General features: G+C 34.4%; 8 protein-coding genes and 1 pseudogene. 7 read left to right on the forward strand and 2 right to left on the reverse strand.

Annotated features, from left to right (window positions below):
- The first annotated feature begins 1,298 nt into the window (after positions 1-1,298).
- From crtH to ACP6PM_RS05150, 5 genes and pseudogenes are all read left to right on the forward strand, one after another.
- Positions 1,299-2,861 carry a carotenoid isomerase gene (gene crtH, locus ACP6PM_RS05130; RefSeq protein WP_426582449.1) on the forward strand — a complete coding sequence of 521 codons (1,563 nt, stop codon included), beginning with the start codon at positions 1,299-1,301 and terminating at the stop codon, positions 2,859-2,861.
- Between the two features lie 948 nt (positions 2,862-3,809).
- Positions 3,810-4,292, forward strand: a complete 483-nt coding sequence (gene lepB / locus ACP6PM_RS05135; RefSeq protein ID WP_426582473.1) for a signal peptidase I — start codon at positions 3,810-3,812, stop codon at positions 4,290-4,292.
- Between the two features lie 198 nt (positions 4,293-4,490).
- Positions 4,491-5,495 (forward strand): sulfurtransferase, encoded by a 1,005-nt coding sequence (locus ACP6PM_RS05140; protein WP_426582451.1) that lies wholly within the window; start codon positions 4,491-4,493, stop codon positions 5,493-5,495.
- Between the two features lie 106 nt (positions 5,496-5,601).
- Positions 5,602-5,664, forward strand: a pseudogene (locus ACP6PM_RS05145) (SBBP repeat-containing protein); the annotation flags it as partial.
- A 3-nt stretch (positions 5,665-5,667) separates the two neighbouring features.
- The gene (locus ACP6PM_RS05150; RefSeq protein WP_426582453.1) at positions 5,668-6,744 is read left to right on the forward strand and encodes an SBBP repeat-containing protein; all 1,077 of its coding nucleotides are present in this window, start codon (positions 5,668-5,670) and stop codon (positions 6,742-6,744) included.
- 257 nt (positions 6,745-7,001) lie between these two features.
- On the opposite strand, the gene ACP6PM_RS05155 is transcribed toward ACP6PM_RS05150, so the two are convergent.
- Complete coding sequence (locus ACP6PM_RS05155) at positions 7,002-7,178, reverse strand: hypothetical protein (protein WP_426582455.1); 177 nt, start codon at positions 7,176-7,178, stop codon at positions 7,002-7,004.
- A 217-nt stretch (positions 7,179-7,395) separates the two neighbouring features.
- Between ACP6PM_RS05155 and rnc the strand changes: the two genes are divergently transcribed.
- Together rnc and ACP6PM_RS05165 are read left to right on the forward strand one after the other, a co-directional pair.
- Positions 7,396-8,148, forward strand: a complete 753-nt coding sequence (rnc, locus tag ACP6PM_RS05160; RefSeq protein ID WP_426582457.1) for a ribonuclease III — start codon at positions 7,396-7,398, stop codon at positions 8,146-8,148.
- A 161-nt stretch (positions 8,149-8,309) separates the two neighbouring features.
- Positions 8,310-9,326, forward strand: a complete 1,017-nt coding sequence (locus ACP6PM_RS05165; RefSeq protein WP_426582459.1) for a Gfo/Idh/MocA family protein — start codon at positions 8,310-8,312, stop codon at positions 9,324-9,326.
- Positions 9,327-10,975: 1,649 nt separating this feature from the next.
- On the opposite strand, the gene ACP6PM_RS05170 is transcribed toward ACP6PM_RS05165, so the two are convergent.
- Positions 10,976-13,096: an ATP-binding protein gene (locus ACP6PM_RS05170; protein ID WP_426582461.1), complete on the reverse strand. Its 2,121-nt coding sequence runs from the start codon at positions 13,094-13,096 to the stop codon at positions 10,976-10,978.
- Between the last annotated feature and the right edge of the window lie 1,918 nt (positions 13,097-15,014).

Raw genomic sequence — 15,014 nt, forward strand, 5'->3', positions numbered from 1 at the left:
CAGGGAACACTTAACTGGGAATAGGAAGTAGGGAGTAGTAATTCTGGTTCCGTAGGAATAAATAAAGAAGAAAAACAACTGTACCTCATTAGCTTGGGAAACGCTATATACCAAATTAGAGTATAAAATCAGGCTTATCCCATCGCCCAATCTCTTATACCAAATTGATAAATGTTTGCTACAAATAGTTAGGCTATTTCTGAGAATTCAGGAGTCAGGAGTTAGAATGAATAGCTTCAATATAGCACTACGCAAATAGGGCGCGGACATTTCTAAATCCTGAAACCTTTTGATAGTCAACTGTTCCCTGTTAAGTGTTCCCTATTCCCGATTCAAGTAGCGCTATACCATTTATTATGTCGTAGTTTATCTTTTCGTCAAATATATTTTCTCGATCAAGTCTTTATAATACTGCTGATTATTCGTAACATTCTTTTTTCATGGGAGGAAACCTCGCCATATCCCATCTCCCCTTGAGAATAAAACAATTTCCTTTTAACCAATCCTGTTATTAAAAAGAAGAGGTAATTATTAATTGTTAATTATTAATTATTGAAATACAACCTATAAATCTCTTGATTTATTAAGGAGTTTATGATATTAATGAGATACAGTATTTTTTATCTTCCCTATAATTTAAAAAATCAAAAAAATGTGTATTTCAGCAATTTAATCAACCCTAAATATACTAAACTTAATTGACTCAAATGAAATACTTATACCAATTTGATAAATGTTTGCTATACTTTCTTGAGTAGGCGAGTATGGCAGTAGTTGCATGCAACGTCCGAGAGGGAGAAGTAAACATCAAAATAATTAACACGAACTGGCTTATAATTATCAAAGAGGTTCCATGCGCCTGTGTTAATTACTTAATAATTGAAGTTGCAAATAATTATAGCATTTTTTTTCAAATTGGTATTAGGTAAGCATTCAGATATTAGCCTTCAGTTTTTAGCTTTTTGGTGGCAATAATTCTGCACCAAGTAATTAATTAGAAAGATTAGCAAAGAATGCGAATAACAGTAACTGTTAATTTTCATTCAATCTTTAAACTCTGATTTTTCCTTCAAAAAGAATAAGTTAATGGCGCTCTAGCTGTTAGCTCCGCATTCCAAAGGAAATGCTTACATACTTAGGACTGACACAAAGAAACCAAGTTAGTACAATAAATGGTTAGTTTTAACAATAGATATCTAGGAAAAAAACTGGGTTTTTGGGTGGGGTGTGCCTAAGTTCTGATACTATCAAAATTATCAGTAATAGATTAAAATCAAGAAAATTCTCAAAGGTTTACTATGGCAGAATCTATCACATCTCCCTCATTAGTTGACAAATTTCTGGCAATACCTGAATATGATGCAATTGTAATTGGCTCTGGTATGGGTGGTTTAGTTACAGCCACTCAACTTGTAGCTAAAGGAGCCAAAGTTATAGTCTTAGAAAGTTATATTATTCCTGGTGGTAGTTCCGGTTACTTTGAAAGAAAAGGATACACATTTGATGTTGGCGCATCAATGATATTTGGCTTTGGCAAAAAAGGCACAACAAATTTACTTACTCGTGCTTTAGATGCTGTGAATGTTAGTATGGAAACAATTCCAGATCCGGTACAAATACATTATCACTTACCAGATAATTTAGAGTTAAAAGTTCACCAAAATTATGAAAAGTTTATTGAAGAATTAACTCAAAAGTTTCCCCATGAAAGGAAAGGAATTCGACAATTTTATGATGAATGTTGGGCAGTCTTTAATTGTCTCAATTCTATGGAGTTATTATCTCTAGAAGAATTACAATATCTCTCCAAATCTTTTTTTCAACATCCTGGGTCTTGTTTAGGGTTATTGAAGTATTTACCCCAAAATGTCGGAGATGTTGCCCGTCGATATATTAATGATTCCCAGTTATTAAAATTTATTGATATGGAATGTTATTGTTGGTCAGTAGTTCCGGCAGATTTAACTCCAATGATTAATGCTGGTATGGTATTTTCTGATCGACATTATGGTGGTATTAATTATCCTAAAGGTGGCGTGGGAAAAATTGCGCAAAAATTGGTAGAAGGTTTGGAGAAAAATGGAGGAGAAATTCAATATAAATCCCGCGTCAAAAAAATTATCATCGAAAACGGAAAAGCTGTAGGAGTGGAATTAACTAATGGTAAAGTTTATCGAGGTAAACGGATTATTTCTAACGCGACAAGATGGGATACTTTTGGTAAATTAATTCCAGAAAAAAATCTACCCCGAAGTGAGATAAAATGGCGCAGTAATTATCAAAAATCACCAAGTTTTTTAAGCTTGCATTTAGGAGTAGAAGCGACCGTCTTTCCAGAAGGTACAGAATGTCATCATATTCTCTTAGAAAACTGGGATAAAATGGAGGCACCAGAAGGTACAATTTTTGTCTCTATTCCTACATTATTAGACCCAAGTTTGGCGCCAGAAGGATATCATATTGTTCATACTTTTACACCTAGTTATATGCAAGACTGGCAAAAATTATCAGCTCAAGAATATGAAGCAAAAAAAGAAGTAGCGGCAAAAGGAGTTATTAATAGGTTAGAAAATATTTTTCCCGGTTTAAATGCAGGTTTAGATCATATAGAAGTAGGAACAGCTCGCTCCCATCAAAGATTTTTAAACCGACAAGATGGAACTTATGGACCTATTCCTCAGCGTAAGTTAAAAGGTTTATTAGGAATGCCATTTAATCGCACTGCAATACCTGGTTTATATTGTGTTGGAGATAGTACATTTCCTGGTCAAGGTTTGAATGCTGTAGCATTTTCTGGTTTTGCTTGTGCTCATAGAGTTGCTGTTGATTTGGGATTAAAAGAAGTAAAAAGTAAGAAGTAATATCAAATCCGGTAGCATTGGTATAATTAGATAGTTAATTAGGAGTCAGAACTCAGAACTTAGGATTCAGGAAGGAAGAGAATTGACAAATATTTGCTCTTTGCTGAAGATGAAAGATTTTTTTATACCGAATTCAGCATATTTGATATAGCAATCATAGTATGTGAGGTACAAATATTAAATATAAAATCCTTGTAGCACAGGCATCTTGCCTGTGAGAGGCGTACCTTACTCAGGCGGAATTAACATGACTAAAAAAAAAGAGTTTTTCAGTTGAAAAATAACTTAATTTTATAGGGATTTTTTGTTAGTAAAATTATTATAGGTTAGGTCAAAAATGAATCAATCTCTTTCTAATAAAGAGCCTTGGGTTGCTGTGAATTTATCATATTTTTTTCCAGGAATAGGGCAGATATATTCAGGAAATATCTCTAGAGGTCGGATACTAATAATTTGTAGCTGTATATTTTGGGTATTAGGTATATACTCAATATTTCATCCAATAAGTAATCCTATAATTGGTATAGCTTTTTTACTAGCTTATAGTTTTTATCTATATGGAATCTTTTTGATGCTCATAGATGTGCTATAAAAGCCAATAATTACCAATTTGAAGAAGTAAGAAAAAGCAGTAAAGACCCATGGTTATCTGTGTTTCTTTCTCGATTAATATTTCCAGGATTCGGTCACATATATATAGGCAATATTTGGCTTGGTATTTTATTAATTATAATCTTCATATTTAGTTCAGTTATTCCCTTATTAGCTCTTTTAGTATTTAGTTTTGCTGTTTATGATGCTTATCGTGTCTCACCTGTTCATAGGCAAATCTAAAAAAGGTTTTTATTAAGTATTTTTGCAGCGATAATAATAAGTAGCACATTCAATTTTTATATCTCACCATTGCTAGGAAAATTTGCAGAATCTCGTTATATTCCATCAGGTGCAATGTTGCCTACATTGCAAATTAATGATCGCTTAATTATAGATAAGTGGAGTTATAATTTTCAAGAACCACAACGGGGAGATATAGTCATATTTATGCCAACAGAAGCATTAAAAAAACTATATAACAATCCTTTTATTAAAAGAATAATTGGCTTACCAGGAGAAACAATAGAACTAAAAAATGGAAAAGTTTATATAAAAAATAAACCTCTAGAAGAAAAGTATTTAGCTTCTGCTGTGAACCCAGAAGCAAAAGTTACCAACGACTCCGAATATCAACAGACAAGAATAGAGGTTTGTCCACCTGATCAACGATTTTTGTCTAAGCCTATTACTTTACCTGAAAATTCATATATAGTCATGGGAGATAACCGAAACCACAGTTATGATAGTCGCTGTTGGGGTTATGTTCATCGCTCTAATATTTTTGGTAAAGCCTTCAAAAGATTTTGGCCTATAAATAATGCAGGACTTATTGAATAGTTTCAACTGGGTGCATCTCATATTTGCAAAAATACTTTTTTCCTATTTCTTGTTAGTTTTACATCTAAATTTAAGAATAAATATGGTAACCGCTCAATAATCCGGGGTAAATCGTTCAATGACAAGCCTTAAATGAAGTAAAATCCTTCTCAAATAGGTAGTACGCCCCCATTTATTCAGCGGTTACGAAATATATATATGTTTAATAGCCTAAATTTAAGTCCGATAAAAATTATGCTAGTGGTAGGATTAATCATCTTTGGATTAATTTCTATATTAGCCTTCACTAACTCAATTAAAACTGCCCAAATACTGAAAAATAAATCTATAAATTCTCAATTTGTTATTCAGAAATTATCACAGCAAATACCTACTAATAACCAATGGATAATTAATACTACTCAAGCTCAAGAATTAGCGATACAAGGAGCAACAATTTTAGATGCTCGTTCTTGTAAAATTTTCAACCATCAAAGTTTATCAAATGCAACTTGTATAAGCTGGAAAGAATTTTCTCAGCCTCAATTACCATTTAAGGGAAAATTACTCACAGATGATAAAATTTTGACAGAAAAATTACAGGCAATTGGCATTTCTAATCACAAACCAGTAATAATATTTGGCGACACGATAAATGGTTGGGGAGAAGATGGCAGAATAGTTTGGATGTTACGCACTTTAGGACATCAAAAATCTTTCTTAGTCGATGGTGGTTTTGCTGCTTTAGTAAAAGCAGGTTTTCCTACAGTTAAACTTGTTAATAACAGCCCTCCTGTCCGAGGAGATTTTATTGTTAACCGAAGCAAAAATTGGCAAATTAGCCAGAATGAATTAAAAGCAAACTTAGAAAATAATAATCTAGTAATTATTGACGCGAGGGAATTACGAGAATATGCAGGAAAAACACCTTATGGCGAACAACGTGGTGGTCATATTCCTGGGGCAGTTCATATCTATTTTAAGGATTGGTTAGATGATAATGGAATGTTATTATCGCGGGATAAAATTTTAGAAATGTTGGCAAAAAAAGGAATTACTAGAGATAAAAATGTTGTGACTTATTGTACAGGTGGGGTACGCTCTGCTTGGTCAAGTTCTGTATTAGTAGATTTAGGATTTCAGGTAAAAAATTATTCTGGTTCAATGTGGGAATGGTCAGCTAGTGATGTAGATATTTATCCTTTAAATAAATTAAACCATTGACTTGACAAAATGATAGACCTAGATAATTATATATCTAAGTTGATAGAGTATTACTACACACCATATATTTTTTATTAATGGATAATGGATAATTACCTCTCCCTAAATTAGTAGTGCTATTGCTGTAGATAATAATGGCAATGCTTATATAACAGGAGAAACTGGTGCTACATTGCGTTTTCCAATTCAACCTATTCCTGGATTTGGTAATTTTCCGACTACTGAAAATGCGGTACAAAATACTCTAATTAGCGAATTTAACCGAGATTCTTTTGTCAGTAAAATATCTACCGATGGAAGTCAGTTAATTTACTTAACTTTATTGGGTGGAAATGACACAGAAATAAGTCAGGATATTACTGTTGATAATAGTGAGAATGCTTACATCACTGGTGAAACTCGTTCCATTGATTTTCCAACTATAAATGCAGTACAAAATACTATAGAGGGAGACACAGATGTATTTATTACTCAACTTAATACTGATGGTAGTAACCTGATTTTTTCCACTTACTATGGTGGGGTGGATGGAGATATTGGTAATGGTATTGCTGTAGATAATGTTGGTAATATTTATGTAGCAGGCAATTCGGGTAGTCAAATTATTGGCGGTGATGCAGTAGTACCTCCAGTTGGTGAATTTCCCACTGTTAATGCTTTGCAAGATACTTTTGGTGGGGGTGAAAGTGATGGAATATTGATTAAAATTAATAGCGATCGCGACCTTGAATATGCTACTTACTTGGGTACGGAAAATTTCGAGTCTATTGAGAGTATCAATCTTGATACTGAAGGAAATAGTCATATTATCAGCAACAACAATTTTGCCAATACTGTTGTGAGTAAAATATCTAACAATGGTCAAGTTATAGAATATTCCATTCCCTTCCGGATCAATAACAATATTGGGGTGTTTGGCAATGATATTGCAGTAGATGAAATTGGTAATACTTATTTTGTAGGTTTCACTATCCCTACTTTTCCTCTAGAACCTTTTCTGGAAGTCAGTCAAGTTGGTAATGTAGATACAATAGAAGACGCTCTTGTTGCTAAACTCGCTGTCAATAATTCTTCTCCAGGTATTCCGACCTTTGTTCCTCCTCCCAATATTCCTGAGAGTTTCAACGAAAATCTCTATTTAATAGAAAATCCTGGTGTAGCTACTGCTGTAGTAAACGGTTTATTTAGTAACGGGTTTGAGCATTACCTTAGGTTTGGTCAAGCAGAAGGTCGTCTATCTATTGCTTAGTTTGAGCTGGTTAGGATTCAAAATTTTGATTTTTTACTCTACCCACTCTCCTATTATATCAAATTTGGATCATTTTTATATCATTTCACTTTAAATATTTCACAATTAAGTAGGTAGGTAAAATTGAAGTAGCACTCAGCACTTTAAGTAGGAATAAACAGGTATAATTTGCACTCTTGTTTTGGCTCAAAACTTACATTCTTAGGAATTTCATACCTAAAATTAGCAACGCCAGCTTTTGTTTTAATCCCCATAAATTAGCGTTTATGGGGAGAGTAATCTTCCTCTCCTTCCTGCCTAATACCAATTTGATAAATGTTTCCTACATTTTCTTGAGCAGGGGAGTAAGGGAGTAGGGGAGTGTGGGATAAGTAAACACAAGAATAATTAACACGCTCCTGGCTTATAATTATCAAAAAAGTCTTGTTTGTCATGTTAATTACTTAATAATTGAAGTTTCACTTAAAAATAGCATTCTTTTTTCAAAATGGTATAAAAGATTACTGCAACTGAAGTCACCGAGGCATTTTTTCTCCCATAACTACAGCTTGCAGACTTCCAAACTACTGATTTTTTTTAGATGACTCAAATCCATTATCCTCCCGTAGCTAAAGCTTACGGATTTTCATCCAAACTACCGATTTTTTTTAGATGACTCAAATATATCATCCACGCCAAAAGCAACTTAAATCTTTAGTCGAAAAACTATCTATCCCTCACTACAGTAAAATTAAATGGAATTTGCTAGACTTGGCTTTAATCCACTCTACAGTTTCATCAACACATAACTATGAAAAGTTAGAGTTTGTAGGAGATGCAGTAGTTCGACTCGTTGCTGCCGAATTACTGTTAGAAAATTATCCTCATTGTCCTGTAGGAGAATTTGCTGCTATTCGTTCGATTTTAGTTAGCGATCGCTCTCTAGCACAAATCGCCAATAAATATGGATGGGGTCGCTATTTACTGGTATCCAAAAGTGCAGCAGGCGATAAAGCTGGAGAAGAGTCTCGACTAGCAGACTCTTTTGAAGCTGTTTTGGCTGCTCTTTATTTGAGCACCAATAACTTAGAATTAATCCGCCCCTGGTTAGATTATCACTTTGAAAAGTTAATTGCAGAAATTCGCAGCGATCCCGCCCGCCAAAATTATAAGGCTGCTCTCCAAGAATGGACTCAAGGTCATTACAAAACACTACCAAATTATCAAGTTCACGAAGCAAATAAGATTCATGGCGATCGTGGACGTTTCTTGGCAGAAGTTTGGTTTAAAGACAAGAAACTTGGTGTAGGTAAGGGACCATCAATTAAAGCTGCAGAGCAAGCCGCAGCTAAATCTGCTTTAGATTTCTTACAGCAGTCCGGAACAGAGAATATAAAAGAAGAAAAGAGGATGAAAAAAGATTAAATTTTCACTTTTGTCAGAGGTCTTTGACAGAAATTGACAAATCAAAATTTTGAACAGTTAGACGAAAAACTCTAGTATTCGACATATTAACCTGAATGTGATAGGGTTAAAACACCAGTCAACGCAAATTCATATCAGCTAAATCTTTTATATTTAAACTTATGGAAATAGGAATTGTTATATTTGGTGCAGGTCGTTGGGGAGTTCACTTAGTTCGGAACTTCCTTAATCATCCTCAATCTCAAGTTATTGCTGTAGTAGATCCTAGCCCAAAACAATTACAAGCAATTCAAGAGCGGTTGCAATTAGATCGAGATATCATGTTAATAGAAAGTTGGAAAGAAGCGTTAGAGCTACCAGGAATTACAGCAGTAGCGATCGCCACTCCAGCTTCTACCCACTACGATATTATTAGTGCTGCTCTGAAAAAAGGTTATCACGTTTTTTCAGAAAAGCCTTTAACCCTTGAGTATTCAGAGTCAGTTGCACTATGTAAATTAGCCGAACAACAACAACGTCAACTTTTTGTCGATCACACTTACTTATTTAATCCCTTTGTACAAACGGGGAAAACTATAGTCGCAGAAGGTAGGTTAGGAGATTTACGTTATGGCTATGCTACACGGACTCATATTGAGCCTGTGCGTCCAGATGTTGATGCACTCTGGGATTTAGCAATTCACGATATTTGTATTTTGAATGGTTGGTTACAGGAAACACCTGTGGAAGTACAAGCAAATGGTATAGTCTGGCTCCCCCAACAACCACCACAGTCAGATTTAGTTATGGCTAAACTGACTTATCCTAGTGGTTTTCAAGCTTTTTTACATCTGTGTTGGCTCAACCCTGATAAACAACGTCGTTTAGGAGTAGTAGGTAATCAAGGAACATTAATTTTTGATGAAATGTCAGCAGATAAACCTTTAGTTATTCAGCATGGTCATTTAGAATATCTGGACGATCGCTGGAAAGCAGTAGATGTCAGTCAGGAGGTTGTAGCAGTCGAAAAAGCTGAACCTTTAGCTCAAGTGTGCAATGAATTTTTAAATTGTATACGTCAGAATACTACTTCACAAATTTCTTCTGGTTGGATGGGTGCTAAATTAGTAGGAATCCTCTGTGCTTTAAATGATTCTCTTCAGCAAAGAGGAAAAACAATCAAATGTGACCAATCTTAAAATATTAACATACTTCCGACCTTGTATTTAGGTGGCAACACAGAATTTTTATACCAGTTCAAAATCTAAAGTGGCATATAGGAAGACTAATAATTGAAATATCAGCATAATTATAGCATTAATGCATGGTAATTAGTATAAGTTTTCTGGCCATTTTTTTGATAGCCTTGTTTCGAGTCAAAACAGTGAATTTAACAGAGATGGCCACAGGATTTACCGAATAATTAATAATTAAATAATTAAATAATTAAATAATTAAATAATTAAACAGTTTAGGTTAAAAGCCTCCCCTTGGATAGGGGAAAAAAGCGGTCGGAAAGCCGAGCATTCCCTCAAAATGGGATGGCGAGGTTTCCGTTCCCTCCGGGACGCTTCGCGTTTCATGTCGCGCAGCGAAACGCTTGTCTCCAATCTCCCCTTGAGAATAAATTTTTTCGACGTTGGTCAATCCTCTCTCTAAAAGGGAGAGGTAATTATCCATTATCAATTATCCATTATCCATTAATGAAAGGTAGTGCCAAAACCGAATCAAACTACAAACATCTACAAAGATTCTTCGATACTAATATTCAACACTCTGAGCGTTTGAGCAGATTGTTTGCTTTGCTAAATAGGGTTTGCTGAAAAAGTCTTATGAGTCAGGGTAAAACTCAGAACTCAGAACTCAGAAGAAATAGGAATTATAGAGGAGGTAGTCGGAAGAATTGTCCCTTGATTTTTCTACCCTTGTCTGCTCAAAATGTTAAAATTTTGAGCTTTTTCGACCGAAAAGCTGGCACTTTTTTCACATAATAAAGGCTTTAGCCTTTATCTGTAAATTCTTTGAAAGTTAATCAATCAGTAAGCCCTAAGTATTGCAATATGTTTGGACAGATTGTACTGGTCAGTAGCTGACACAAAACAAACCAATCACAACCAAAAAACATGGACGTAAAGCCAAGAGAATTTTTCGTTGCGGTTTTGACGATCTTCGCCGTCTTCTTCTGAACTTATACCAATTCTCAAAAACTTTGCTATAGTTGAATTTTTTATTTCTAAATACTATTTATTAAAGTAATTAGATTGTTTACGCTCCCTATGTTATTTCTCTCGTTATTTTGACCACTTTCCAACCCTATGATTACTTTTGATAAATGGTATTATACCATCTGACTCAGTCCGACTGACTTCCTCTCCTGGGAGAGGTAAGGGGTGGGTTGACTCCTAAGAAATACCCTAGCTATTTGTAGCAAACACTTATCACGCTTGGTATTATACCATTTCTCAAAAATCTTGCTATACCTGATTGGGTGGGAAAGTGTGGGGAGTGTGGGAGGTGAGGAGAGAGGTAAAAGTAGGAATAATCTACACTAACCGACTAATAATTGTCAAAAACAGACTTTGAATCTTGGTAAATATTTGACTATTGAAGTATAGCTCAAGTATAGCATTACTTTTGGTAATTGGTATTAGATCAATATGAATCTGATTTTAGCCAAACTCTTCAATTTTTGTCCTGTACTTAGGGAATAGGCTGTATCATTTTGGATGAACAGTTATAAATCATTGAAGAAAGAGCTAGTAGCCAGGAGGGAGAAGAGAGCAAAGAAAAAAGGTACAAGGAGGAGAAGAAATAGAAAGTTTTTTATCCCCAATTAAATTGCTATAAATTAACTCTGAGAATTCAATTTAATTTCTGTTGAAATATACAGTTTTTCCTCAGATGATAGTATTTTCTTAATTGGCATAGTAATATTAACTGTAGTTCCTTGATTTATGCCTTCACTAGAGAGTTTAATCTCACCATTCATCATTTCCATCAGGCTGCGAGAAATTGCTAATCCTAATCCATTGCCACCAAATTTACGGGTTTTTGTACCATCTACCATTACAAAAGGTTGAAATAATTTATCCTGTTGTTCTAAATTAATACCAATTCCTGTATCTTGAATTGTAACTAAAACCTCATTGACTTTCTCATCCTGAAAATCCATTAAATAATTGGTATTTTTACAAATACTTGATTCATTATATTTGAGGCTAATAGAAATATTAATACTCCCTTTTTCTGTAAATTTAATTGCATTACTAATAACATTTTCAAACACCTGCTTTAACTTTTCTATATCAGCGTAAACAATTATTAGTTTTGGAGGAAGATTTAGTTTGAAAAGTAGAGATTTTTGTTGAATATTTTCTCTAAATGAATCCACTGTCTCTTGTAATAATTTGATAATATTGACATCCTCAAATATCATAGATAAAGTTTCTGAATCAATTCTACGGATATCCAGGATATCATCAATAATTCTCAGCAAATGAATAGCCGAATTATTAGCTTGTTTCAAGAAATCTATTTCTTCTTCCCTACTATCACAAAAACCATCACAAATTAATTGCAGTGAACCAATAATTCCGTTAAGTGGAGTTCTTAACTCATGAGAAATATTCGCCAAAAATTCACTTTTTAGCTGATTAGCAACCTGAGCCTCTTTAGAAGTTACTTCTAGTTGATAAGCCCACTTCTTTAGCCTTTCTACCATCTTCTGTAATGAAATTGATAGTTGATTAAACTCGCTAATTTTTATGTTTTGAGGTACTTTCTTGGGAGAATCTAAATCATTAACAGTAATAGCATAATCTCGCAGTTTTTCCAAAGGACGAGCTAAATCACGAGCCAAATAAATAGTTGCTATTATACTAGCAGCAACTAAACCTAAAACTAGAATAATTAGCACCTTTTGAACTTCTCTAAGACCAGATAAAGCAAAATCTATAGGTGTAATAGCTAAAACAATCCACTGATTATCATTATCTTTATCTATAGGACTAGGAATAGCAACATACCCCGCTAAAAATTCATTATCTGATGATAATTTAAGTCCTAACAATTCAGGCAATATCTTTTTTAGTTCATCAATAATTTCTCTCAAAGGATTTTTACTTCTATCATTCCTCCCCTTTCTACTCGAAATATCTGTTTCCTCAAAAGAAAATATGTGGGCAAAATCCTTTTTGCCTTCCTGTGCATCTCTGATAATATTTTTCAGTCTCTCTGCATCTGGCCCTTCAGAAATATTACGTCCCAGTCTATAAGGGTCTGGACTAGCCAATATCGTACCCTTATAATCAATTACTACAGTTGAACCTGTCAGTGAGCCTCTTTTTCTATTGGTTTGCATTGGTAAAGCTGACTTAATACTCAGGGCATACCGCAATTTTCTTTCGCCAGCTTCAGCAATATATACTGGTACACTTAAACCTAAGCTAACTTGTGTTTTTTGATTGACTTTCTGACTATTTGATTCATCCTCTGAGGTTAAGTGTTCTGGCTTTATATAACTCATGTAAATATTGGAGTTATAACTGATAAGTTGTTTCTGCTCTTGAGGCCATATATTTTCTGATAAAGAATGTATTGATTCAGCACCACAAGTATTCGCGACAATCTGCTCAGTTTGTAAGTTACTCAATTGAACGCAACTTACCTGACTAGATAACATTTTGTATAACTGTTCAACATAATTTTGAAACTCTTCAGTTGTACCAGATTGAAGTACATAGCTTTGGCTGGCACTAACTAAATTCGATTCTAGGGATTTTGCCCATTGTTGAATATCTTCGGCCTTTCTGTCTGCGCTTTCTTTCAGGTTTTGACGAGCAGTGTCTAGAAGGGTAGAACGTGCTTGCCTATAGATTATATACTGACCCAATATTAATACTGGTACAGTAAGTAGCAATATTCGCGATAGTAGAATCCTGCGAAAAGAGGATTGAACTTGTTTAATCATAACATTTTTTACCGACAATTTTGGTCTAGAGCAACGTCCTAGAAGGACAGCTTTGTGTTATAATAAGACTCTTATAAATACTTATGTTTGCTCAGGCTTAAGAAAAGGCTATTACAAAATAACCAGGAATGAGTTATTCTATGTATTCACTATTCCATGGTATATCGTACCTGATGATATTGACTCGATAGAGTCAAACTACTAATCTCCAAAAAGCATTATGTTCTACTCTTGAATACAAATCTAGTTTGACTCCATAACTTAATTTCAAGTCTATAGAACCCATTTGAGATATCCTTACCTAATCATCAGCCTTACATTTTTGTTGTTTAATCATTATTGGCATAAATAGTTCTCACTCGGCCATTACAAGTGCCTGAAATTGCTCGATATTATCTACTTCAAAAGCTAATTTAGCTTGAACAAGATACTAAATTGGTTCTATATCCCTGGTATTTGTTAGATAATTTTTTTTCTATAGCAGAAGGCAGGAGACAGAGGGCAGCTAAACTGAAGGAAAAATCCTGCTTTGTCTAAATGTTAGGAAATTTCAATTTCCTAACAGCAATGGTCACTGTTAGAGAGTGAATGCACAAGCAAAGATTAATACAGCTTATCGGCTTAATATTCAGTATGTTCGGTAGGTTACGGCTCCCAGTTAAGAGTTTGCGGAGCGAATAATTAAGTATTGCCACCTTTTTATGTCGGCGACAGCCATTTCGATCTGCGATATATAAAGCATTTACGTTAGCGCCACTACTCTGCAAGAGGCAGCATGACAAACGGAAAGCTTTGCGTTAGTAAAACTCACCCTCCGCCTCGATTTAATATTCCTTTGACAAACAGTCTCTTATGGAACCAATTTGATAGCTATATAATCACTATTTACAAGTCTTGTAAGCATCAGTTTTGATAGAAAAATTAGCCCCCAAATTTAAGTTTACCTATTACTGACATTTTTTCTACTCCTGATTCCTGATTCCTGGCTTCTAAAAAACTTAATGTAGAAAATATCCACAGAATTAAGCAATAAGGTACGAGTTTCAAATACTTAAAAACCTGCCAATTACCTGGAATATTACAGAATTCAGAATACTAAGTAGTCAAGCCAAATGAATTGTATATTTGATGCTGCCTTTAAGTAAGTAATATCATGTCCGCTTAATTAGTTATAAAAAAAACTTTCTCCTCTTCCTCTTCCTCTTCTCCCTCCTGACTCCTGAATATTGACTCCTGAATATTGACTCCTGACTCTTGAGGACTCCCCAATTATTTATAACTGTTTATCCGGACATGATATAAGCCTAATTATTTTGGCTGTACTTATATACTTTATAAGTAGATTTTTTCCCCTATTCCCTACTTCCTACTCCTTGAAAAAGGTTAAATTAATTTGGCATAGGTACTTATTTTGATTTAGCTGGAAACTTGAAGAAGATTGTAGGTTTTAGCTTTGAGGTTAATAATTCTGTGAGTATGGGAATTAAACCCTCAGCAATTGTGGACACCATAAAAATTATCGGGTTTTAAACCCGATCGCTCGGAAGTGTTGGGAAAAATCTGCTATAGCTACATCGCTCCATTATATCAAATCCGGTTGAATACTTATTATATGGTTGGGGGAGATGGGGAGGTGGGGGGGATTAAAGGCTTGAAGTAATTATAGAATTCTCAACATATATTATATAATCTGATTCTATATTACTCAATCAAAAGAGCGTAGCAACGATAATTTCAAAGCATGAGTCAAACAAAGCGCTCATTAAAAACAGGACTTATATCAAGTCTGGTAGCATCGGTCTTTTCAAGAAATCAAAAATGTGTTAGCTGCGCCAACGAACGCAGCAATAAAGTATGGGTCAGGAAAAAGGAAGTAAGGGGTGTTGCTGAGTGGTAATGATTTTTAGATTAAGTATCA

It is taken from the genome of Dapis brunnea BLCC-M229, assembly GCF_050015995.1.
In the GTDB taxonomy this organism is placed as follows: domain Bacteria; phylum Cyanobacteriota; class Cyanobacteriia; order Cyanobacteriales; family Microcoleaceae; genus Trichodesmium.